Genomic DNA, 22690 nt, shown 5'->3' on the forward strand with positions numbered 1-22690 from the left:
CCGGGAGGAGGAGGGGGCGGGAGACCGTCCGCCCACGGATTGATCATGAAGCAGACCTCGTGCCGATGGCCCGCGGCCGCTCCGCTCCTAGGCTCGTCGAGACCCCTGCCGGAGCACCGTACCGGCCAGGGTGGACGAGCCGGGGAACCATGACGACGTACCGATACACCGTGGCCGAACTGCGCGGCCAACTGCGCCAACTGCTCCTGAGCGGCGCCGCGATCGCGCTCGGGGTGGCCTTCCTGATCGCCTCCGTCAGCGGCAGCGGGGCACTGGTCGACTCCTTCAGCCAGACCGCGGCCGCCGAGGTCGGGCCCGGAGACATCCAGGTGACCGGGAAGGCCGCGGCCGGCGGTCTGGACGCGGCGGCGACGGAGCGGGTGCGGCAGACCGCCGGGGTGGCCGCGGTGGCGCCGCGGCTGACCGGCAAGGGCGGCGTGCTGGCCGCCGACGGGCGGCCGCTCGACCGCACCGCCGCGGTCAGCGCCGTCGCCGAGGACCCGGCGCTGCGCTGGCAGCTGCTCAAGGACGGCCGCTGGCCCGCCGGACCCGGCGAGGTGCTGCTCGACACCGGAACCGCGCACCGGCTGGACGCCGCCGTGGGCGCCGAGGTGCACCTGGCCCGGGCCGACGGCACCACCGCCACCGCCCGGCTGGTGGGCACCCTGGACGAGCGGGGCGCCCCGAGCCTCGCCGGGGTCCCGATCATCGGCGTCCCGGCGGACGCGGTCGCCGGCTACGCGGCCGGCGCCGTCACCGACCGGCTCGACGTCCGGGTCGCCCCCGGCGCCTCCCGGGCAGGGACCGTCGAAGCCCTGCGCGCCGCCCTCGGCGCCGACATCCAGGTGCACACCCACGAGGCCTCGGTCAACGAGGCGACCCGGCAGAGCAGCACCCTGTACGGCATGGTGCTGATCGCCTCGCTCTCCTTCGTCCTGATCGCCCTCGCGGTGGCGCGGATGGTGGTCGGCAACACCTTCACCGTGGTGCTCGCCCAGCGGACCCGCCAGCTCGCCCTGCTGCGCTGCGTGGGCGCCGACCGGCAGCAGCTGCGCCGGCTGATCCGCCGCCAGGGGCTGCTGCTCGGGGTGGGCGCCTCGGCGACGGGAGTGCTGCTGGGCGTCGCCCTCGGCGCGGCCGGCACCGCCGTGGTCGGCGGGCTCGACCTCGGCCCGGTGCACCTGTCGCTGCTGCCCTCCCCGCTGACCTGCCTGCTGGCCGGGCTGTTCGGCGTGCTGCTGACCCTGCTGGCCGTCCGCGGCCCGGCGAAGGCCGCCGCGGCCGTGCCGCCGATCGCCGCGCTCGGCGGCACCCCCGCGCCGGCCGACGGGGCGGCCCGGGTGCGGGCCGCGGTGTGGACGACCGGACTGCTGGTCGCGGGCACCGCGCTGCTGGTGGCCGGGGCGGTGGCCCCGCCGCCGCTGTCGCTGCTCGCCGTCACCGTCGGCGCCATCGCCAACTTCTTCGGGGTGCTGCGGCTCTCCCACCGGGTGCTGCCCGCCGTCGTCGCCGTGCTCGGCCGGCCCGCCCGGAGGCTCGGCGGTACGGCCGGGCGGCTCGCCACCCAGCAGCTGCGGCTCAACCCGGGCCGCACCGGGGCCACCGGCTCGGCGCTGCTGCTCGGCGTCACCGTGATGGTCGGCGCGGTCACCGCGCTGGACATCACCTCGCAGTCGCTGGTGCCCGTGGTGTCCGCGCGCCAGCCGGGGGTCTTCTCGGCGGCCGCCACCGGCGGCGGCGCCCTGCCCGCCGGGGCGCTCGGCGCGCTCGGCGCCGAGCACGGACTGACCGTGACCCCGGTCCGGTCCGCCACCGTCGACCTCGACGGCCGGCCCACCGTGGTCGCCGCCGTCGACGCCACCCGGCTCAACTCCTCGACGGACGACGTGGACCGGGCCCGCGCGCTCACCGAGGGCGGCGCGCTGAGCGGGCTCGGCGACACCGGGGTGCGCCGGGTCGGCGGCGTCGAGCTGCGGCTCCAACCCGGCCGCAGCAGCCTGCCGTTCACCCTGCAGAGCGGCGCCACCCTGCTGGTGGCGCCCGCGACCCTGGACCGCCTCGCCCCCGGCGCGCCCGTCACCACGGCCTGGATCAGCCCGGCCGCCGGCGAGGACCGGCCGACCGCCCGCCGCGCCCTGGACCACGCCCTCGCCGACCACCCGCAGGTGACCGTCGCCGACACGGCCGCCCAGGCGGACACCCTGCGCTCCCTGCTGGACCGGCTGAAGACCATCAGCATGGCCCTGCTGTCCTTCTCCGTCGCCATCGCCGGCCTCGGCGTCGCCGCCACCCTGATGCTCAGCATCAGCGAACGCTCCCGCGAGATCGGCATGCTGCGCGCGATCGGGATGTCCCGCGAACAGCTCCGCCGGATGCTCACCCTGGAGGCGCTGCTGCTCTCCCTGGCCGGCGCCCTGGTCGGGACGGGCCTGGGGGCCGCCTACGGCTGGGCGGCCGCCCGTTCGATCACCTCGACGGTGGGGACGGTCGGCACCCCGCCGGTCCTGCCGGTGCTGGCCGCCCTGGGCCTGACCGTCCTGGTCGGCCTGGCCGCCGCGGTGCTCCCGGCCCGCCGGGTCGGGCGGATGAGCGCGGTGGCGGCGATGCGGGCCTCCTGACCGGGCCGGCAGCCGGGTGCCCGGCTCCCGGCTGCCGGGCGGCCGGCCCGGCGGGGTGCTCAGGCCAGGGTGAAGCGGGTCCGGGGCACGGGCGGCCGGTCGGCGGCGAGGGCGAGGTCGGCGAGGAGGGTCTCGGTCTCGCGGGTGGTGCGCAGGACGTCCGGGTCGAGGTCGACGACGACGAGTTCGCGCCGGTCCTCGCCCGCCTCGGCGATCAGCCGGCCGTCGGGGCCCCAGACCGCGCTGCCGCCGCAGGTGTGCCAGCCGCCGGTGCGGCCGACGTGGTTGGCGAGCACCGTGTAGAGGGTGTTGTCGAGCGCGCGGGCCGGGAACCAGGTGCGGGACTCGTGGTGGCCGTGGCCCATGCTGAACAGCGCGCCGACCAGGTAGGCGTGGCAGCCGTCGAGCGCTGCGGCGCGGGCGTGCTCGGGGAACCCGGAGTCGTAGCAGACGCCGAGGCCGAGCCGCCAGCCGTCCAGTTCCACGGTGCAGCCGGCCGTTCCGGGGCGGTAGTGCTCGCGTTCGCTCTTGAACAGGTGCTGCTTGTCGTAGCGGGTGACGAAGCCGCCGTCCGGGCCGAAGACGAGGGCGGAGACGCGCAGGTCGTCGCCGTCCCGTACGGCGGCGCCGACGATCGCGGCGGTGCCGGTCTCGCGGCAGGCCTCGGCGATCGGCGCGAGCCGCGGATCGCCGGGCTGGACCGCGTACCTGACGGGGTCGGCGCTGATCAGCTCGGGCTCGTAGCCGGAGAGGAACTTCTCCGCGAACAGCACCAGCCGGGCGCCGGCCCGGGCGGCCTCGCGGATCAGTCCGGCGGCCTGGGCGGCGTTGGCCGGTATGTCACCGGCCACGGCCTGGGTCTGGACGGTGGCGATCCGCAGCGGGCGCCCGGGGTAACCGGCCGGTGCGGTGGGGGCGTTGGGAGCCGTGGGAGCGGTGGGGGCAGGGGTGTCGGACATGGCCGCCAACCTAGCGCGACGGCCCTCGGCCGGTGTCGGAGTAACGGGGCGGCGAGGGCGGGTCAGCGGGGTGACGGCGCCTCAGCGCACGGCCTCGTCCGGCCGGTCGACGGGGTCGGCCGGGTCCACCGGTTCGCCCGGGGCGCCGTCCCGCGCGCCGTGCGGTCCGTCCTCGTCCAGCGGGGCGGCGGTGCCCGAGGGGTGCCCGGCCGACACGAGGACCCGCTGCACCCGGGGCCTGGTACGCCAGTTGACCCGCCGTACGTCCTGGGCCAGCGCGCCGGGGCGCCACACCTGGATCACGGCGGTCACGGTGCCCAGCACGATCCCGGCGGCCAGCCAGCCGGCCAGCACGTCGCTGGGCCAGTGCACGCCGAGCGCGACCCGGGTCCAGCCGATGGTCAGCACCGTCGCCGCGGCCACCAGACAGGCGGCGGTCCGGCCGCGCCGACGGACCCGGTACCAGAGGAGGCCGACCAGGACGGCGCAGGTGATCGCCGAGGCCATGGCGTGCCCGGAGGGGAAGGACGGCCCGCCGGCGTGCGAGACCGGATCGGTGAAGGAGGGGCGGGCGCGGTCGAAGGACAGCTTCAGCGCCCACAGGACGCCCCAGCCGACGAGGGCCTGGGCGGCCACCCAGCCGGCCAGCACCCGGGCGCCGATCAACCAGAGCCACCCGGCGGCGAATCCGAGAAGCGTACGCATCGTGACGGTGCCGCCGATGTCCGAGAGCGTCTGCACCGAGGCGGTCCAGATCCGGTGCTCCCGGGCGTAGGTGTGCAGTTCGCCGATCCACTCCTGGTCGAAGCGGGCGAGCGGGCGCCATTGGCCGGTGACCAGGGCCGCCAGCAGGCCGAACAGCGCGGCACAGCCCAGCGCGAGCGCGGCGTCCCGAAGGAGACTGCGATTACGCGCAGTGAGGATGGTCGTGCTGTTGGTCAGGTGCATGGCTGACACCTTCCCAGTGTCCCGTGCCGAGCAAGGGCCGGAGTGATAGCGATTCGGCATCGTTTGTGCGGAGGACCTGCGTGCGCCGGGGTGTGGGCCGGGACGGACGGCGGGGTGCGCGGGGAACGTCGGCGGCCGTTCGCGGGTTCAACGGGTGGGCGGTGGCCGCGTGAGGGTCGAGTGAAGAAAACACTCCCGGAGCGGTCACCCGATGACACGGGAAGTGCCCGACCGGTCACCCAGTGTCCAGAACCGGGGTGAAAACCGGCAGGATACTGCATCGCCGGGAAGAATCTGAGTGACTTGGGAATGTTGTCCGGAATCTGTTCGTTGGATCGTTACGTGTGAGGCCCCGAGGGGCCCGCATTTCTTGCCCTCACGAGGCAGGCAGGCAGACCTCGGCAACACCAGCAAAGGGAGCAAGCATGGCCACCCGTGCCGTCGTTCGCGACAGGGCCGACCGGAGTCGCGCGGCCCGCCCGACCAACCTCGAGGCCGACCGCGACCTGGTCGGCATGTACCTCGACGAGATCGCCAGGACACCCCTGCTCGATGCCGCCGAGGAGGTCGAGCTCTCGCTGCGGATCGAGGCCGGCGTGTACGCCCAGCACATGCTGGACGAGGGCGAACTCCCCGACGGCGTCACGCGCGAGGAGCTGGAGGCGATAGCCGCCGACGCCGAGCGCGCCAAGGACGTCTTCATCCGCTCCAACCTCCGGCTCGTGGTCGCCGTCGCCCGTCGCTACCCGCGCAGCGGCCTGCCGCTGCTGGACCTCATCCAGGAGGGCAACGCGGGCCTGGTGCGCGCCGTCGAGAAGTTCGACTACGCCAAGGGCTTCAAGTTCTCCACGTACGCGACGTGGTGGATCCGGCAGGCGATCACCCGGTCCATCGCCGACCAGTCCCGCACCATCCGGCTGCCCGTGCACCTGGTGGAGGAGCTCGGGCGGATCCGGCGGGTGCAGCGGGAGAAGTCCAAGGAGCTGGGCCGCGAGGCGGAGCCGGCCGAGATCGCGGCCGAGCTGGACACCACCGAGGCCCGGATCAAGGACGTGCTGGACTGGGCGCGCGACCCGGTCAGCCTCAACATGTCGGTCGACGACGAGGGCGAGACCCAGTTCGGCGACCTCGTCGAGGACACCGGGGCCACGTCCCCCGAGGACGCCGTGATGGTCATGCTCCGCCGCGAGGAACTGGACGGCCTGATCGGGCGGTTGGACGACCGCACCGCCTCGATCATCCGCTCCCGCTACGGGATGGAGGACGGCCGCGAGCGCACCCTCACCGAGGTGGGCAAGCAGCACGGCCTCACCCGCGAGCGGATCCGCCAGATCGAGAAGCACGCGCTGGCCGAGCTGAAGAAGATCGCGGACCACGCGGGCTTCGAAGCCGCCTGAGAGGCCGCCGGGAAAGCAGCCTGAGGAAGCCGCTTGAAAGGCCGCCGGGGAAGCCTCCCGGCAGGCTGACTGGACCCGCCCTCATCGGGCCCTGGTGCGGAGCGCCCCGCACCGGGGCCCGAGGCGTGCCACGGGGCTCTTAGGCTGGAGGAAAGGGACGAGCGGACGGAGTGGACGGCGTGAGCGAGCAGGGGCAGGAAAAGGACCGGGAGCAGGGCGGGGAACAGGAGCAGGAGCTCCGGAAGGCCGCGGCCGTGAAGGCCCGGCTGGTCTTCCGGGACCCGTTGGACCAGCAGTCCGGGGACGACACCGACGCAGGCTGGGGCGGCCGCCCCGGGGCGGGGGAGAGCGGTGGACGGGGGCTGGACTGGTACCTGAGCCAGCGCCCGCCGCACCACGGGGACTGAGGAACGGGGACGGGGAACGGGGACCGGGGCCGAACGGCGCCCGCCGGTCAGCGCAGCGGCGCGACCAGCGCGTCGCGGATCTCGGTCAGCAGTTGGACCTCCTTGGCCTCGGCCTCCGCCGCCTCCTCGGCGAGGCTCTTGCGGTGGGCCGCCAGCCTGTTCATGGGCACGATCAGGGCGAAGTAGACGACCGCCGCGGTGATCAGGAACTGGAGCACGGCGCTGAGCACCGATCCCCACAGGATGAGGATCCCGGACGTGACCTCACCGGTCGGGCTCACCTCGCAGGGCCCCTTGAGGCAGGAACTGTAGGACGCGAGGTCCTTGGTCCCGAAGACGCCGACGATCGGATTGATCACGCCTTTGACGAAGGCGTTGACGATGTTGGTGAAAGCCGCGCCGATGACCACGGCGACGGCGAGTTCGACGACATTTCCACGCAGCAGGAATTCCTTGAAGCCTTTCATGCCGCCTCGAACGACGAAGTCGCCTCCCGGTTACGGGTGATCTTCCGCAGCCCCGGACTGACAACCCGTCCGGCCCAGTGCGCCTCCCTGGGGCGGTGGCAGCCCGGCCCGCGCGGGCCCCAGTGCCAGCGCCGACGCCACCGCGAGCAGCACCAGGACGGGCACTGCGGCCCGCCGCCGCACCGCACTGCGCCAGCGGTGCCACCCGCCGCACCCGCGCCGGATCGGCGGGAAGCTCGGCAGCTCCTGCCGGGGCGGCACGGCGGGTGCGGGCAGCGGCAGGGGGAGGGAGAAGCTCGCGGTCGTCATCGACGCACCTCCGGGGTGTCGGCGGGCCGGCCCCTCGCGGACCGACCGGATGCCCACACGATGGGCGTTTCCGGCGAACTCGGAAAGCCCTTTCCCCAGGCCTGTGGACAACTCGCCCCTGTGGACAACTTCGTTCACTCGCCGGAGTGAGGTCGACCCCTCCGGGGTGACAGGGCGCCCGGGCGGGCATGCGAAAAGGCCCGCCGCCCCGCGTGGAAGCGGGATCGACGGGCCTTTCCCGGGTCTACGGGCCGTCCGGGCCGATGGTGCCCGGCGCCGGGATCAGCTCGCGGCCGGAGCCGGGCTGGACGAGGTCGAGGAGCCGGAGCCCGACGACGTCGACGAGGAGGACGTGGACGCGGTGGACGACGTCGAGGGGGTCGACGACGACCCGGCGCCCACCGAGCTGCTGGAGGACGAACGGCTGTCGGTCCGGTAGAAGCCGGAGCCCTTGAACACGACGCCCACGGCCGAGAAGACCTTGCGGAGCCGTCCCTGGCAGTCGGGGCACGTGGTCAGCGCCTCGTCGGTGAACTTCTGCACCGCCTCCAGGCCGTTGCCGCACTCGGTGCACTGGTACTGGTACGTGGGCACTTGTCTTCCTCCTGGCACTCTCGCCTGATGAGTGCTAACGATGGTCAATGATGCGGCATTCCGCGGGATCAGTCCAGCGACCCCGGTGTGAGATCGGCCCCGGAGCACCCGTCGGCCGCCGTCGGCCCGGTTCCCGGACAACGCCCGCGCAGCCTCCGGCCGCCGTCGGCTCGGCCCCGGCGGCCGGAGGCCCGGCCCCCGGCCGCCGCCCCGCTCAGCCCTCGGCGACACCCGCCAGCTGCATCGGACGCCCGCCCTCCGCGGTCTCCGCAGCGGCGGTCTCCTCGCCCCGCGGCGCCACCAGCAGGTGCCGCAGCGAGGCCAGCACGACCAGTCCGAGCCCGGCCCCGACCACCGGCACCAGGAACCCGGTGGAGGGCCCGTGCCCGTCGATCAGCCGGCCGGCCGCCATCGAGCCGACCGCCAGCCCCAGCCCGATGGCGCCGGTCAGCCAGGTGAAGGCCTCGGTCTTGGCCCCGTCCGCGACCAGCGTCTCGACCAGGGTGTAGCCGCTGATCAGGGTCGGTGCGATGGCCAGTCCGCAGACCAGCCCGGCGACGGTCAGCGCGACCAGGTTGGGCATCGCCCACAGCACCGAGCAGCCCAGCACCAGCAGCGCGTAGCTGAACAGCATCCGCTGCTGCACCGGCCGCCGCCAGGCGATCACGCCGTACAGCACGCCGGCCAGCATGGAGCCGCCGGCGAAGATCCCGTACACGGTGCCGCCGGCGTCGTGCTGCCCGACCGAGTCGGCGAAGGCGTTCACCGAGACCTGCATGCCGCCGAACACCGCGCCGACCCCGAGGAAGGTCCCGGCCAGCAGCCGGACGCCGGGGGAGGCGAGCGCCGAGGCGCGCCTGGTGCCGGGCTGCGGCACGATCCGGGCCGGGGCGGTGCCCCGCTGGGCGGCGAAGGCCAGGCCGCCGACGAGGGTCAGCGCGGCCTCGGCGACCAGGGCGGTGGCCGGGTTGGCGAGGGCGGCGATGCCGGAGGCCAGGATCGGGCCGATCACGAAGGTGAACTCGTCCGTCACGGACTCGAAGGCGAAGGCGGTGCTCACCCGGGCCGCGGAGGCGTCGGAGGCGCCGTCGGCGGTGAACCTGGCGACCCAGCGGGCCCGGACCATCGCGCCGACCTGCGGCACGCTCGCACCGGCCGGCACGGCGGCCAGGAACAGGCTCCAGGCGGGCGCGTGGCCGAGCGCGAGGGCGATCAGCACGCCGACCGAGACGGCGTGCACCAGGACGGTCGGGACGAGCACCGAGGCCTGGCCGTAGCGGTCGGCGAGCCGCCCGGTCTGCGGCCCGATCAGGGCCTGGGCGACGGCGGCGACCGCGGTGACCGTACCGGCGGTGCCGTACGAGCCGTGGGTCTGCGTGACGAGCAGCAGGATGCCCATGCTGAGCATCGCGTACGGCAGTCGCGCGACGAGGGCGGGGGACAGGAACGTCCAGGCCCTGGGCGTGCGCAGCAGCTCGCCGTACCCGACGCGGGCGGGGGCGGGAGCTGCGGGGGTGGCCGCGGGGTGCGCGGCGGTGTCGACCGTTCGGCGCGCCGTCACGGTCGGTCCTTCCTGCTGCCTGGTAGCGCGGCAGGGCATGGTGTGGCCCCGACGGCGCCGAGAGTCGTCCTCTCGCGCGTCGACCGGGGTAGATACCGGGTCGGTCCGGCGTGGTGGCCGGGGGCCGGACCGCGGCCGCCGAGCGGTCGCGCCAACTCTGCGTCAGGCAGATGCTGGGGTGGTCTAGCGGTGGTTATACGGCGTGGTCGAACCAGCATACAGTTACGCGCGTAGACACCGCCAGCCCACCCCGGCCCGCAGGCCCGTCAGGGCCCCCGGACCAAGGCGGACCGAGGAGAGCCGGGGCGGGCCCGGCGCCCGTCACCGCCCGTTCAGCCACCCCGCGAGCTTGCCGCCCTTGTCCACGGCCCGCAGCCGCCGCTCGGCGGCCTCGCCGACCTCGTCCGTGGTGACCACCAGCAGTTCGTCGCCGGCCCGCAGCACCGTCGCCTTGTCCGGCACGAAGGAGTTCCCCTCGCGCACGACCAGGGTGACCGCGGCCCCCTTGGGCAGCCGCAGTTCGCTGATCTCCACGCCGGACATCTTCGAGGTGGGGGAGAGCGCGACCGACAGCAGGTGTCCGTGCAGCTTCTCCAGCGGGGCGGACTCGATGCCCAGGTCCTGGCCCATGTCGCCCTCGTCGATCCGCAGCCGCTTGGCCACCCAGGGCAGGGTCGGCCCCTGGAGCAGGGTGAAGACGACGACCAGGATGAAGACGATGTTGAAGACGTCCTCGGCCCGGTGCGCGCCGGACACCACCGGGATGGTGGCCAGCACGATGGGCACCGCCCCGCGCAGCCCGGCCCAGCTCAGCAGCGCCTGCTCGCGGGCCGGCACCTTGAAGGGGGTCAGCGAGAGCATCACCGACAGCGGCCGGGCCAGGAACACCAGCACCCCGCCGATCACCAGCGCGGGCACCACCGCGTCGCCCATGGTCTCGGGCGTGACGAGCAGCCCGAGCAGCACGAACATGCCGATCTGCCCGATCCACGCGAGCCCGTCGGCGAAGCCGCGGACGGCCGGGCCGTGCGGCAGCTTGGAGTTCCCGAGGATCACCGCGCTGATGTAGACGGCGAGGAAGCCGGAGCCGTGCAGCAGCGCGCCGCCGGCGTACGCGAGCACGGTGAGCGCCATCACGGCGATCGGGTAGAGGCCCGAGGAGGGCAGGGCGACGTGCTTGAGCCCGTAGGCCCCTATCTTTCCGACGGCCAGGCCTATGACGGCGCCGATGGCCAGCTCGGCGACGATCGTGCCGATCAGGACGTACCAGGAGTCCAGTTCCCCGGTGGTGGCGAAGGCGACGACCAGGATGACCACGGGCGCGTCGTTGAAGCCGGACTCGGCCTCCAGCAGGCCGGTGAGCCGATGCGGCAGCGGGACCATCCGCAGCACGGAGAAGACGGCGGCCGCGTCGGTCGAGGAGACGATGGCGCCGAGCAGCAGCGAGGTGCGCCAGTCCAGGCCGACCAGCCAGTGGGCGCCGGCCGCGGTGGCGAACACGCTGACGCCGACGCCGAGGGTGGCGAGCACGGTCGCGGCGGGCATCACGGGCTTGATCTCGCGCCAGCTGGTCTTGAGGCCGCCCTCGGCCAGGATCACCACGAGCGCCGCGTAGCCGAGCACCTGGGTGAGCTCCGCGTTGTTGAACGTGACACCGATCCCGTTCTGGCCCAGCGCCACGCCGATCCCCAGATAGATCAGCAGGCTGGGCAGCCCTGATCGGGTGGAGAGTCGTACGGCGCCCACCGCGAACAGCAGGATCACGGAGGACTCGAGCAGGAGCTGGTTCAGATGGGAGATGTTCACGCAGGGGCACCTCGGGCAGGCAGGGGCGGACGGGGTGTCTGGTGGTGCTGTGGGGTGACCCGTTAAGAAGTCGTCAATGCTCCCCTTGCGGATCGTTACGCAGTCTAACATTTTGCCATATCTTTAGCTTGGTCCCCCGTTCACGGTGCCCGGCCGACTCGGCCTAATGTGGTGCCCTGTCACGGCCGCAGGCCCTGGACACGCCCGCCCGCCCCGAAGTCAGGACCGCAAGGACCCAGATGCCCCGCTCGAAGAAGTTCCGGCGCGCCCGTCTGATCGTGATCGTGCTGGTCGTGCTGTTGGTGGCCGGTGCCGGCTACGGCGGCTACCGCGGGGTCTCCGCGGTTCGCGCCTCCTTCCCGGAGGTCGACGGCAGCGTGAAGGTCGCGGGCCTGAGCGCGCCCGTCGACGTCAAGCGGGACGCGAACGGCATCCCGCAGCTGTACGCCGACACCGACGAGGACCTGTTCCGCGCCCAGGGCTACGTCCAGGCGCAGGACCGTTTCTGGGAGATGGACGTCCGCCGGCACATCACCGCCGGCCGGCTCTCCGAGATGTTCGGCGACAGCCAGGTCGACACCGACACCTTCATCCGCACCATGGGCTGGCGGCAGGTGGCGCAGAAGGAGTTCGACACCAAGCTCTCGCCGGAGACCAAGAAGTACCTCCAGGCCTACTCGGACGGTGTGAACGCCTGGCTCTCCGAGCACCCCGGCGGCGCGAAGGCCTCGCTGGAGTACGGCCTGCTCGGCGTCGTCAACGGCGGCTACCGGCCCGAGCAGTGGTCCCCGGTCGACTCGGTGGCCTGGCTCAAGGCGATGGCCTGGAACCTCTCCGGGAACCTCCAGGAGGAGATCGACCGCTCGCTGCTGGCCCAGGACTTCGGCCCGGACAAGATCGCCGAGCTGTACCCGGACTACCCGTACGCCCGCAACGGCACCATCGTGAAGACCGGCGCGGTGACCGGCGACAACTACCGCCCCGCGGACGGCTCCCCGCAGTCCGGCACGCCCGCCGGAACGGCCGCCACCGCCCAGGGCGCGGCCACCACCAAGGCGATGCTGCAGAGCCTGACGGACCGGGTCGACGCGATGCCGCAGCTGCTCGGCCGCCCCGGCCAGGGCATCGGTTCCAACTCCTGGGTGGTCGCGGGCTCGCACACCACCACCGGCAAGCCGCTGCTGGCCAACGACCCGCACCTGGGCCCCGGCCTGCCCTCGGTCTGGTACCAGATGGGCCTGCACTGCCGGACCAGCTCCCCGGCCTGCCAGTTCGACGTCTCCGGCTTCACCTTCGCGGGCATGCCCGGCGTGGTCATCGGCCACAACAAGGACATCGCCTGGGGCTTCACCAACCTCGGCGCCGACGTCACCGACCTCTTCCTGGAGAAGGTCACCGGCCCGGAGACCTACCAGGTGGACGGCAAGGACGTGAAGTTCGACCTCCGCAAGGAGACCATCAAGGTCGCCGGCGGGGACGACCGCACCATCACCGTCCGCACCACCCAGACCGGCGCCCCGCTCATCTCCGACCAGAGCACCGAGCAGCAGAACGTCGGCAAGTACGCCCCCAACGGCCCCTCCGCCCCGGACCGCGGCACCAGCGGCTACGGCGTCGCCCTGCAGTGGACGGCGCTCAGCCCCGGCAAGACCATGGACGCCGTCTTCGAGCTGGACAAGGCGAAGAACTGGGACGAGTTCCGCGCCGCCGCCAAGGACTTCACCGTCCCCGCGCAGAACCTGATCTACGCCGACGCCAAGAACATCGGCTACCAGGCCCCGGGCACCATCCCGGTCCGCGGCAAGGGCGACGGCACCCTCCCGGCGCTGGGCTGGGACTCCGCGTACCAGTGGAAGGACCCGATCCCCTTCAACGCGCTGCCGTGGAGCCTCAACCCCTCGGCCGGCTACATCGTCACCGCCAACCAGGCCGTGGTGGACCCGAGCTACAAGTACAACCTCACCAAGGACTGGGAGTACGGCACCCGCGCCAAGGAGATCACCGACCAGATCGAGGGCCTGCTCAAGAACAACGGCAAGATCTCGCCGGACGACATGCAGACCCTCCAGCTGGACAACACCAGCGTGATGGCCAAGACGCTGGTCCCGCTGCTGCTCAAGCAGCCGGTCAGCGACCCGTACGTGCGCGAGGCCCAGGACCTGCTGAAGGACTGGAACTTCCACCAGGACGCCGACTCGGCCGCCGCCGCCTACTACAACGGCGTCTGGCGCCAGCTGCTGATCCTCGCCTTCGGCCAGAAGTTCCCGGCCGACCTGCGGGCCAAGGACAACTGCCTGCTGGTCCGCCAGCAGGACGACCCCACCAAGCCGGACAGCGCCACCAAGATCGTCACCGAGTGCGGCACCCGGGAACCGGGCAAGGCCCAGCCGGACGGCGGCGACCGCTGGACCGAGGTCGTGCGCCAGCAGCTGGAGAAGCCCGACAGCTCGTGGTGGACGTACATCGACGACCAGCACAAGGAGCAGAAGGGCCTGGACAACCTGCTCCAGGAGGCGATGAAGAACGCCCGCCAGGAGCTGACCTCGCTGCTCAGCAAGGACGTCTCCACCTGGAGCTGGGGCCGCCTGCACAAGCTGGAGCTGCGCGAGCAGACCCTCGGCACCGACGACTCCTCGATCGCCTCCGGCGCGGTGCACAAGCTGCTCAACCGCGGCCCGTACCGGCTCTCCGGCGGCTCGGCGGCGGTCGACGCGGCCGGCTGGAACGCGGCGGCCGGCTACCAGGTGGACTGGATCCCGTCGATGCGCATGGTGGTCGACCTGAACGACCTCGACTCCTCGCGCTGGGTCAACGTCGGCGGCGCCTCCGGCCACGCCTTCCACGACAACTACAACGACCAGACCGACCTCTGGCTCAAGGGCAAGCTGCTGACCTGGGCCTACACGCCGGACGCGGTCGAGAAGGCCACCAAGCACAAGCTGGTGCTCACCACCGGCTGACGCCCGTACGGCCCGGACACCGGCGGCCCCGTTCCCCCCGAGGGAGCGGGGCCGCCGCCGTCTCACCCGAGCCGGCGCACCCCCGAGGGCAGCACCGCCAGGTCCACCGGCCGGTCGTGCGGCTCGGCCGGCACCCGCTCCAGCAGCTCGTGCTCGTACAGCAACACCGCCAGCACCGGCCGCGCCCCCGCCCGCGCCAGCCGGGCCAGCACCCGGTCGTAGCTGCCGCCGCCCCGGCCCAGCCGCAGCCCGGAGCGGTCCACCGCCAGGCCCGGCAGCAGCACCACCGCCGCCCGCGCGACCGCCTCCGGGCCGAGCCGCGGACCGACCGGCTCCAGCAGCCCGCGCCCGGCCGGGGCCAGCGCGTCCGGCCCCGCGTACGCGGCCCAGTCCAGGTCGTTGTCCGGCAGCAGCACCGGCAGCAGCACCCGGACCCCGCGCGCCCGCAGCGCGTCCAGCAGCGGCCTGGTTCCGGGCTCGGCGCCCACCGAGACGTACGCGGCCACCGTGGCGCCGGGGGCGGCCAGCTCCCCGGCGTGCCCGGCCAGCGCGTCGGCCGCCGCCGCCCGCTCCTCGGCGGCCAGTTCGCGCCGCCGCGACAACAGCCGTGTCCTCAGGCCGCTCTTCTCGTTGGGCATCCGATCCTCGTTCATCCGATCCTCCTGGCCTCCGCACCGCCGACGCGCAGAGCCTGACACGCGAAGGGGCACCCCCCATTGACCACCCCGCTGCTGGTCCAGGCCCTGGCCGCACTCGGCGTCCCCGCACTGGCCGGCGCCACCGCCCTCGGACTGCGCGGCCGCCGGGAGCGGGCCCGGGCCGCCGCCGGGGCGCAGCGGCTGCGCGGGCGGATCGCCGAACTGGAGGAGCGCTGCGCCGACCTGGAGCGCACCGCCTCCTGCGACCCGCTCACCGGCGTGTGGAACTACCGCCACCTCCAGCTCACCCTGGACCGGGAGATCGAACGGGCCCGCCGCGCCGAGCACACCGGACAGGCCGACGGCCCGCGCCCGCTCGCCGTGCTGATGCTCGCCATCAGCGGCTTCGACGCGGTCGTCGCCGAGCACGGCCGGGGCCGGGCGGGCGCGGTGCTGCGCGACCTCGCCCAGCGGCTCGCGATGGAGATCCGCCGGGCCGACACCCTCGGCCGCTACGGCGGCGAGGAGTTCCTGGTGGTGCTGCCGGACACCGGCGCCGAGGGCGCCGCGCAGGTCGCCGAGCGGCTGGTCTGGTCGGTCCGCCGGCACCTGCTGCTGGACTGGTCCTCCGGCCCGCGCGAGTCCCGCCCCGCCGCCGGCAACGGCCTGACCGCCGCCGCCGGCATCGCCGTGCTGCCCGAGAACGGCACCCACGCGGCCGTCCTGCTGCGCGCCGCCGACACGGCGCTCGCCGCGGCCCGGGCGGCCGGCGGCGACTGCTGGCGGCTCTCGGCCCGGCCGCCCGGGGAGTCCGGGGAGCCCCGCGCCGACCGCTCCGAACAGGCCGCTCGCACGCCCGATCACGGAACGGATGCCGAACGTGACCGTACGGAAAAGGCGGGTAGTGTGTCGGCCTGTGTCGGCCGGGACCCGTTCGCCCAGCCGGTCGCGACCCATACGACTGCCACCGCGGCCGGGCCCAGCGACGTGCTGTCCTAGCCGTCCGCCCGTACTCGGCCGGGCGAAAACGTGCCTGAGTAAGGTGAACGCATGACGACGACCAACCCCCGAGTTCCGGTGACCAAGGCCGTGGTGCCCGCGGCCGGACTGGGCACCCGCTTCCTTCCGGCGACCAAGGCCACCCCGAAGGAGATGCTCCCGGTCGTCGACAAGCCGGCGATCCAGTACGTCGTCGAGGAGGCCTCCGCCGCGGGCCTGTCCGACATACTGATGGTCACCGGGCGCAACAAGCGGGCCCTGGAGGACCACTTCGACCGCGCCTACGAGCTGGAGGAGCTGCTGGTCCGCAAGGGCGACGAGCAGCGCCTGGCCCGGGTCCGCGAGTCCGTCGAGCTGGCCAACATGCACTACGTCCGCCAGGGCGACCCGAAGGGCCTCGGCCACGCCGTCTCGGTCGCCGAGCAGCACGTCGCCGGCCAGCCCTTCGCCGTCCTGCTCGGCGACGACCTGATCGACCCGCGCGACCCGCTGCTCTCCCGGATGATCGAGGTGCAGCAGCAGCTCGGCGGCTCGGTCGTCGCCCTGATGGAGGTCGACCCCTCCCAGATCCACCTCTACGGCTGCGCCGCCGTCAAGGCGAACGGCTTCGGCGAGGACGTCTTCCAGGTGACCGACCTGGTCGAGAAGCCCGAGCCCGGCGAGGCCCCGTCGAGCTACGCCGTGATCGGCCGCTACATCCTCGACCCGCTGGTCTTCGACGTGCTGCGGGAGACCCCGCCCGGCCGCGGCGGCGAGATCCAACTGACCGACGCCCTGCGCGAGCTGACCAACCGCGAGGCGGCGGACGGCGGGCAGGTGCACGGCGTGCTCTTCAAGGGCCGCCGCTACGACACCGGCGACCGCGCCGACTACCTGCGCGCTATCGTCCGTCTGGCCGCCGAACGCGAGGACCTGGGCCCGGAGTTCCGCTCCTGGCTGCGGGAGTTCGTCGGCTCCGAGATGCAGGACTGACGCAGGACCACGACCGAGGGAGCGAGCCGCCGATGACCGGGTCCACCGAGCACAGCACCATGCCCAGCGCCTGCTGCGACGCCGGAGCGGACCCGGCCCCGGCGGCCCCCCGCCTCTGGACGGTGGACGAGCACCTCGCCGACGTGCTGGCCGCGGTCGGCCCGCTGCCCGCGATCGAGCTCCAGCTGCTGGAGGCCCGCGGCTGCCGGCTCGAGGAGGACGTGGTCGCCGACGGCGACCTGCCGCCCTTCGACAACAGCTCGATGGACGGCTACGCGGTCCGCACCGCCGACACCGAGGGCGCCACCGACACCTACCCGTCGGTGCTCTCGGTGGTCGGCGACATCGCGGCCGGCGCCGACGTGCTGCCCAGGGTCGGCCCCGGCCAGGCCGCCCGGATCATGACCGGCGCCCCGATGCCGCCCGGCGCCCAGGCCGTCGCCCCGGTCGAGTGGACCGACGGCGGCACCGGCACCGGGGTGGCCGCCGCCGCGATGACCGCGCCGGTCCCGGACGAGGAGGTCCGGGTGCTGCGCCCGGTCGCCGCGGGCGCGCACATCCGCCGCCGCGGCAGCGACGTCGCGGCCGGCGTCCGGGTGCTGGAGGCCGGCACCCGGCTCGGCCCCGCCCAGCTCGGCCTGCTCGCCGCGATCGGCCGGCCCACCGTGAAGGTCCGCCCCCGCCCCCGGGTCGTGGTGCTGTCCACCGGCAGCGAGCTGGTCCAGCCCGGCGAGCCGGTCGGCCCCGGGCAGATCGCCGACTCCAACAGCTTCGCCCTCACCGCGGCCGCCCAGGACGCCGGCGCCATCGCCTTCCGGGTCGGCGCCGTCCCGGACGACGCCGACCGGCTGCGCGCCGTCCTGGAGGACCAGCTCGGCCGGGCCGACCTGATCGTCACCAGCGGCGGGGTCAGCGTCGGCGCGTACGACGTGGTCAAGGAGGTCTTCGAGTCCTACGGCGGGGTCGACTTCCGGCGGCTGCGGATGCAGCCCGGCAAGCCGCAGGGCTTCGGCCGGATCGGCGGCGCGGCCGGGGTGCCGCTGCTCGCCCTGCCCGGCAACCCGGTGAGCGCCTACATCTCCTTCGAGCTCTTCGTCCGCCCGGTCATCCGCACCATGCTCGGCGCCGCCGACGTGCACCGCCCGGTCGTCCGCGCGCTCTGCCCGTCCCCGCTGCGCTCCCCGGCCGGCCGCCGACAGTTCCTGCGCGGCCGCTACTCGGCGGCCGACGGCACGGTCGAGCCGGTCGGCGGCGCCGGGTCGCACCTGGTGGGCGCGCTGGCCCGGGCCGACTGCCTGATCACCGTCCCCGAGGAGACCACCGAACTGCCGGCCGGCAGCGAGGTGGACGTGGTGTTGCTGGACGCCTGATCGGCCCCCGGGACCGGGGAACGGTACGGTAGCGCGGTATTCGACCTGCGCGCCCCTGGAGTTACCCGTGACGACACCTCCCCCCGGCGACCGCCTCACCCACGTCGACGACCAGGGCGCGGCCCGGATGGTCGACGTGTCCGAGAAGGCCGCCACCGCGCGCACCGCCGTGGCGGCCGGCCGGGTGCGGGTCTCCCCGCAGGTGGTCCACCTGCTGCGCGGCGAGGGCGTGCCCAAGGGCGACGCCCTCGCGGTGGCCCGGATCGCCGGGATCATGGGCGCCAAGAAGACCCCGGAGCTGATCCCGCTCTGCCACCCGATCGCGGTCTCCGGCGTCAAGGTCGACCTCGCCGTCGCGGACGACGCGGTCGAGATCACCGCCACCGTGAAGACCGCCGACCGCACCGGCGTCGAGATGGAGGCGCTGACCGCCGTCGCGGTGGCCGGGCTGACCGTCGTCGACATGGTCAAGGCGGTGGACAAGGGCGCCACGATCGAGTCCGTCCGGGTGCTGAGCAAGACCGGCGGCAAGAGCGGCGACTGGTTCGCCCCGGAGGTGGCGCAGTGAGGGCCCTGGCGGTCACCGTCTCCAACCGGGCCTCGGCCGGGGTGTACGAGGACCGGGGCGGCCCGCTGCTGGTGGCCGGCCTGACCGCGATGGGCTTCACCGCCGACGGCCCCCGGGTCGTCCCGGACGGCGAGCCGGTGGAGGCCGTGCTGCGCGAGGCCGTCGCGGCCGGCTACGACGTGGTGCTGACCACCGGCGGCACCGGCATCTCGCCGATGGACCTCACCCCCGAGATGACCGCCCGGGTGATCGACCGCCAGGTCCCCGGCATCGCCGAGGCCGTCCGTGCGTACGGCCGGGAGAAGGTGCCGACCTCGGCGCTCTCCCGCGGGCTCGCCGGCCTCGCCGGACGTACCCTGATCGTCAACCTGCCGGGCTCGACCGGCGGCGTCAGGGACGGCCTCGCCGTCCTGGAGCCGCTGCTCGCCCACGCCGTCGACCAGCTCGGCGGCGGGGACCACCCCCGGACCGACGCCCCGGCACCCGGGGCTCCAGCATCCAGGAGAGGGCACTGAACGCCGGCTGGCCGGTAGAACTCCACGAGGGGGAGGTCGTGCTGCGCCCCATCCGGGCCCGCGACCAGCGCGAGTGGCAGGAGGTGAGCCGCCGCAACCGGGACTGGCTGCGCCGCTGGGAGGCCACCGTGCCGCCCGGCCCGGCGGGCCAGGCGGCCGGCGCCCGGCCGACCTACCGGCAGATGGTCCGCTTCCTGCGCGGCGAGGCCTCGGCCGGCCGGATGCTGCCCTTCGTCGTGGTCCACAAGGGCCAGCTGGTCGGCCAGTTGACCGTCGGCGGGATCACCTGGGGATCGATGTGCTCGGCGAACATCGGGTACTGGGTGGACGAGGAGGTGGCCGGCCGGGGCATCATCCCGACCGCCGTGGCCCTTTCGGTGAACTACTGCTTCCGCACGCTCGGACTGCACCGGATCGAGGTCTGCATCCGCCCGGAGAACGGCCCGAGCCGACGGGTGGTGGAAAAGCTCGGCTTCCGCTCGGAGGGAATCCGTCCGCGCTATCTCCACATCGACGGCGACTGGCGCGACCACCTCGTCTACGCGCTGACCGACGAGGAGGTCCCGGAGGGGATGCTGGAGCGCTGGCGCGCGCTCAGTTCCGGGCGCGGGACACGTAATTGAATGTATGTTCGAAAGAAATATCGATATGGCATCGCCGGGGCACCGGACCCGCACAAATAGCGGCAAAATAGTCGGAGAATCAGCTTGATCACACGACACGCCGCACCAAATTGCTGCCAGGCCTTCCCCGGCGCCCGTACGGTGTGAATCGTGAGCAGTAGCGGCCTTATCTACGCCGTCATCGTAGGGGCCTGGGCCGCCTATCTGGTGCCGATGTGGCTCCGCAGGCAGGACGAACTCAACGAGGCGCGCCCGACGGAACGCTTCAGCACCGCGATCCGCCTGCTGGCCGGGCGTTCGGGGCTGGAGCGGCGGGCAGCCCGGGCCCTGGGTGACGAACCGCGTGACGAGCAGAGCGACGACGGTCCTCCCGAACGGGACGAGACCGCCTCCGGCGACCCCGCACGGGAGCCCGAACCCCCGGTGCAGCGCCCGGCCGAGCGGCCGGGCCCCGAACCGCGGGTCGGGACCGAGCGCCGGGCGCGGCTGCTGGCCCGCCGGCGCCGGATGGTCACCGCCCTCTTCCTCTCCTTCGCGCTCGGCGCGGTGGTCGCCGCGGTGGCCGGACTCGCCTTCCTCTGGGTCCCGGCGGTCCCGGCGGTCCTCCTCACCCTGTACATCGGCCACCTGCGCCGGCTGGAGCGCCAGCGGTACGAGGTGAAGCTCGACCGGGTCCGGGCCGCCCAGGCCGCCGAGCGGCTGCGCAAGCGCGAGCAGCAGCGCGCCGAGGCCCGGCCGCCGGCCGGCGCCCCGGCCGAGGCCCCCGCCGCGGAGCCGGCCCCGGCCGCGCCCGCCGGGGAGCGGCCCGCGCGCCGTTCCCACCTGCGGCTGGCCGCCGACCCCGAGCAGGCCACCGTCTCGGTGCCCTCCGCCTCCGCGGTGGCCGAGGCGACCGAGCACGAGGAGTGGGTCGACGGCATGCGCGAGCGCGGCGCGGCCGGGCCGGACTCCTGGGAGCCGGTGCCCGTCCCGCTGCCGACCTACGTGACCGCCCCGGTCGCCCCCCGGGTCTCCCGCGGCCTCGACCTGTCGGCCCCCGGGACCTGGACCGCCGGGCGCCCCGCCGAGTCCCGCAAGACCCCGCTCTTCGACCAGTACGCCGAGCCCCAGGCTCCCGAGTCGCGCCCGCGCGCGGCCAACGAGTGACGGGGTCCGGGGGCCGGCCCCCGGACCCGCCTGTACGCCGCGACGCACCCGCCCGATGCCGCCCCGCCCGCCACCGCGGGCGGGGCGGTCCGCGTTCGGGGCGAGCCCCTGGCCACCCCGGCCGGCACCGTGATCCGGGGGTGGTCACGGACCCCCTCCGAAAGGTGCTAGAGTTTCTTCTCGTTGGGGCTGTGGCGCAGTCCGGTAGCGCACCTCGTTCGCATCGAGGGGGTCAGGGGTTCGAATCCCCTCAGCTCCACCCAACAGACCGGCTCCGGCCGGTCGACGAAATCCCGCCGGGAGGCAACTCCCGGCGGGATTTCGCGTTTTGGGGTCCGGGCCCGGTGCCGACCCCGACCCGGGGCCCGTTGTGGGGGAGGTCACATCGCCCCTCCGGGCCCGTTTCTGACGCGGTTTGGGGCTCAGGGGGGTCGGTTATGGTGGGTGGGCCCAGACGGCGACGAGGGAACGATCTGGTCTATCTCGACGGGGTGCCATCGCGGTGCGCGAGTTCGGTCTGAAACGGTGGGTGCGGCGGTCCGGTCCGGAAGGGTCCGGCGACGCGGCGGAAACCGGAAGGCCGAATTCCTGGACCCTTCCGGCGGCCTGTGTGGCGGCGGTTTCACTGGCGGTGTTCGCCTGGTTCCGGCACGTCCACGGGGCCACCATGGTCGACATGCTGGTCTACCGGGCCGAGGGCCAGGCGGTGGTCCGCGGCGAGGACCTGTACGCGATGCGGCTGCCCGGCTGGGACCTGCCGGCCACCTACCCGCCGTTCGCGGCGATGCTCTTCGTGCCGAGCACCTGGTTCGACGTGAGCACCCTGCGCGTCCTGGTGATGCTCCTCAACTACGCGCTGCTCGCCGCGGCCGTGCACCTGTCGCTCAAGCTGGCCGGCTGGCCCAAGCAGCACCGCGCGGCCGTGGTGGTCCTGGCCACCGGCCTCGGCGTCTGGCTGGAGCCGGTCTTCACCACCTTCCAGTACGGCCAGGTCAACCTCGGCATACTCTGCCTGGTCCTGTGGGACCTGACCCGGCCGGACAGCCACCGCCTCAAGGGCGTGGGCATCGGCCTGGCCACCGCCATCAAGATCACCCCGGGCCTGTTCGCCGTCTACCTGTTCCTGACCGGCCGGGTCCGGGCCGCCTTCGTCTCGGCCGGCACCTTCCTGGCGGCGGGCCTGATCGGCTGGGCCCTCCTGCCCGACGCCTCGTACGGGTTCTGGACCACCTACCTCTGGGACCCGAGCCGGGTCGGCGTGACCGTCCTGGTGGACAACCAGTCGCTGCGCGGCGCCGTCTGCCGGCTGCTCGACGTCAACGACCCGGGCCTGGTCGGGGTCGTCGCCTCGGCGCTGGTCGCGGTGTTCGGGCTCGGGGTGGCGGTGCTGGCCGGCCGCTCGGCGCGGGTGCTGCGGCGAGCCGACGCCTGGGGCGCGGTCTGCGCCGCGCTCACCGCGCTGCTGGTCTCGCCGATCAGCTGGACCCACCACTGGGTCTGGTGTATCCCGCTGCTCGCCCTGCTGGCGGTGGAGGCCAGGACCACGGCCCGGCGGGTGCTGTTCGGCGTGACCGCGGCGGTCTTCCTCTCCCACGTGATGTGGGCGGTGCCGCACCGCTGGGGCCGCGGGGTCGCCTGGTACTGGCAGCTGCCCGGCGCGATCTACCCGCCGATCGCGATCGCCGTCCTGGTCGTCCTGGGCGTGCGGCTGTACCGCGCCCGGCGGCAGGCCGTGGACGCCGCAGGCGGCGGGGCCCTGACCCTGCTGACCGCCAGGCTGGACCGCGACCCCGCGCTGACGAACCGGACCTGACGGACCGGACCCACGGACCC

At 73.9% G+C, this 22690-nt stretch carries 20 protein-coding genes and 1 tRNA gene; 13 read left to right on the forward strand and 8 right to left on the reverse strand.

What is annotated here, in order from left to right; all coding sequences use genetic code 11:
- Nucleotides 1–149: 149 nt before the first annotated feature.
- Nucleotides 150–2618 (forward strand): FtsX-like permease family protein, encoded by a 2469-nt coding sequence (locus tag ACLWS4_RS24630; RefSeq protein WP_416875238.1) that lies wholly within the window; start codon nt 150–152, stop codon nt 2616–2618.
- Nucleotides 2619–2677: 59 nt separating this feature from the next.
- On the opposite strand, the gene ACLWS4_RS24635 is transcribed toward ACLWS4_RS24630, so the two are convergent.
- Nucleotides 2678–3577: a carbon-nitrogen hydrolase family protein gene (locus ACLWS4_RS24635; protein WP_416875239.1), complete on the reverse strand. Its 900-nt coding sequence runs from the start codon at nt 3575–3577 to the stop codon at nt 2678–2680.
- An 81-nt stretch (nt 3578–3658) separates the two neighbouring features.
- On the reverse strand, nt 3659–4525 hold the full coding sequence (locus tag ACLWS4_RS24640) for a phosphatase PAP2 family protein (RefSeq protein WP_387974688.1): 867 nt from the start codon (nt 4523–4525) through the stop codon (nt 3659–3661).
- A gap of 425 nt (nt 4526–4950) precedes the next feature.
- Between ACLWS4_RS24640 and ACLWS4_RS24645 the strand changes: the two genes are divergently transcribed.
- Both ACLWS4_RS24645 and ACLWS4_RS24650 read left to right on the forward strand, forming a co-directional pair.
- Nucleotides 4951–5922, forward strand: coding sequence for a sigma-70 family RNA polymerase sigma factor (locus tag ACLWS4_RS24645; protein WP_049654530.1), 972 nt, complete (start codon nt 4951–4953; stop codon nt 5920–5922).
- A gap of 179 nt (nt 5923–6101) precedes the next feature.
- On the forward strand, nt 6102–6329 hold the full coding sequence (locus tag ACLWS4_RS24650) for a hypothetical protein (RefSeq protein WP_049654534.1): 228 nt from the start codon (nt 6102–6104) through the stop codon (nt 6327–6329).
- Between the two features lie 47 nt (nt 6330–6376).
- Here the strand turns inward: ACLWS4_RS24650 and mscL are convergent, their stop codons facing one another.
- From mscL to ACLWS4_RS24675, 5 genes are all read right to left on the reverse strand, one after another.
- Entirely contained in the window at nt 6377–6796 is a 420-nt protein-coding gene (gene mscL / locus ACLWS4_RS24655; protein ID WP_049654529.1) for a large conductance mechanosensitive channel protein MscL, read from the reverse strand.
- 30 nt (nt 6797–6826) lie between these two features.
- On the reverse strand, nt 6827–7105 hold the full coding sequence (locus ACLWS4_RS24660) for a hypothetical protein (protein WP_143204480.1): 279 nt from the start codon (nt 7103–7105) through the stop codon (nt 6827–6829).
- A gap of 282 nt (nt 7106–7387) precedes the next feature.
- Complete coding sequence (locus ACLWS4_RS24665; protein ID WP_049654525.1) at nt 7388–7699, reverse strand: FmdB family zinc ribbon protein; 312 nt, start codon at nt 7697–7699, stop codon at nt 7388–7390.
- A 214-nt stretch (nt 7700–7913) separates the two neighbouring features.
- Entirely contained in the window at nt 7914–9260 is a 1347-nt protein-coding gene (locus ACLWS4_RS24670) for an MFS transporter (protein ID WP_416875240.1), read from the reverse strand.
- Nucleotides 9261–9581: 321 nt separating this feature from the next.
- Nucleotides 9582–11066 carry a potassium/proton antiporter gene (locus tag ACLWS4_RS24675; protein ID WP_074001261.1) on the reverse strand — a complete coding sequence of 495 codons (1485 nt, stop codon included), beginning with the start codon at nt 11064–11066 and terminating at the stop codon, nt 9582–9584.
- Nucleotides 11067–11305: 239 nt separating this feature from the next.
- On the opposite strand from ACLWS4_RS24675, the gene ACLWS4_RS24680 reads away from it, so the two are divergent.
- Nucleotides 11306–14026 (forward strand): penicillin acylase family protein, encoded by a 2721-nt coding sequence (locus ACLWS4_RS24680; protein WP_416875241.1) that lies wholly within the window; start codon nt 11306–11308, stop codon nt 14024–14026.
- Between the two features lie 62 nt (nt 14027–14088).
- Here the strand turns inward: ACLWS4_RS24680 and ACLWS4_RS24685 are convergent, their stop codons facing one another.
- On the reverse strand, nt 14089–14679 hold the full coding sequence (locus ACLWS4_RS24685; protein WP_074001262.1) for a 5-formyltetrahydrofolate cyclo-ligase: 591 nt from the start codon (nt 14677–14679) through the stop codon (nt 14089–14091).
- A gap of 63 nt (nt 14680–14742) precedes the next feature.
- On the opposite strand from ACLWS4_RS24685, the gene ACLWS4_RS24690 reads away from it, so the two are divergent.
- From ACLWS4_RS24690 to ACLWS4_RS24730, 9 genes are all read left to right on the forward strand, one after another.
- Entirely contained in the window at nt 14743–15663 is a 921-nt protein-coding gene (locus ACLWS4_RS24690) for a GGDEF domain-containing protein (RefSeq protein ID WP_074001263.1), read from the forward strand.
- Between the two features lie 51 nt (nt 15664–15714).
- The gene (galU, locus tag ACLWS4_RS24695) at nt 15715–16635 is read left to right on the forward strand and encodes a UTP--glucose-1-phosphate uridylyltransferase GalU (protein WP_416875242.1); all 921 of its coding nucleotides are present in this window, start codon (nt 15715–15717) and stop codon (nt 16633–16635) included.
- A gap of 32 nt (nt 16636–16667) precedes the next feature.
- Nucleotides 16668–18005 carry a gephyrin-like molybdotransferase Glp gene (glp, locus tag ACLWS4_RS24700; protein WP_416875243.1) on the forward strand — a complete coding sequence of 446 codons (1338 nt, stop codon included), beginning with the start codon at nt 16668–16670 and terminating at the stop codon, nt 18003–18005.
- A gap of 127 nt (nt 18006–18132) precedes the next feature.
- A complete protein-coding gene (gene moaC / locus ACLWS4_RS24705) occupies nt 18133–18573 on the forward strand; it encodes a cyclic pyranopterin monophosphate synthase MoaC (protein ID WP_241852779.1) in 441 nt (146 codons plus the stop codon).
- Nucleotides 18570–19088 (forward strand): MogA/MoaB family molybdenum cofactor biosynthesis protein, encoded by a 519-nt coding sequence (locus ACLWS4_RS24710; RefSeq protein ID WP_049660037.1) that lies wholly within the window; start codon nt 18570–18572, stop codon nt 19086–19088. The genes moaC and ACLWS4_RS24710 overlap by 4 nt, the downstream gene beginning before the upstream one ends.
- 38 nt (nt 19089–19126) lie before the next feature.
- Nucleotides 19127–19711 carry a GNAT family N-acetyltransferase gene (locus ACLWS4_RS24715; protein WP_369808369.1) on the forward strand — a complete coding sequence of 195 codons (585 nt, stop codon included), beginning with the start codon at nt 19127–19129 and terminating at the stop codon, nt 19709–19711.
- Between the two features lie 150 nt (nt 19712–19861).
- The gene (locus ACLWS4_RS24720; RefSeq protein WP_416875244.1) at nt 19862–20857 is read left to right on the forward strand and encodes a hypothetical protein; all 996 of its coding nucleotides are present in this window, start codon (nt 19862–19864) and stop codon (nt 20855–20857) included.
- A gap of 185 nt (nt 20858–21042) precedes the next feature.
- A tRNA-Ala gene (locus tag ACLWS4_RS24725) sits at nt 21043–21116 on the forward strand.
- 351 nt (nt 21117–21467) lie between these two features.
- The gene (locus tag ACLWS4_RS24730) at nt 21468–22670 is read left to right on the forward strand and encodes a glycosyltransferase 87 family protein (RefSeq protein ID WP_375876008.1); all 1203 of its coding nucleotides are present in this window, start codon (nt 21468–21470) and stop codon (nt 22668–22670) included.
- Nucleotides 22671–22690: the final 20 nt, after the last annotated feature.

The sequence above is a fragment of the Kitasatospora sp. SC0581 genome, from assembly GCF_048159585.1.
Taxonomy (GTDB): domain Bacteria; phylum Actinomycetota; class Actinomycetes; order Streptomycetales; family Streptomycetaceae; genus Kitasatospora.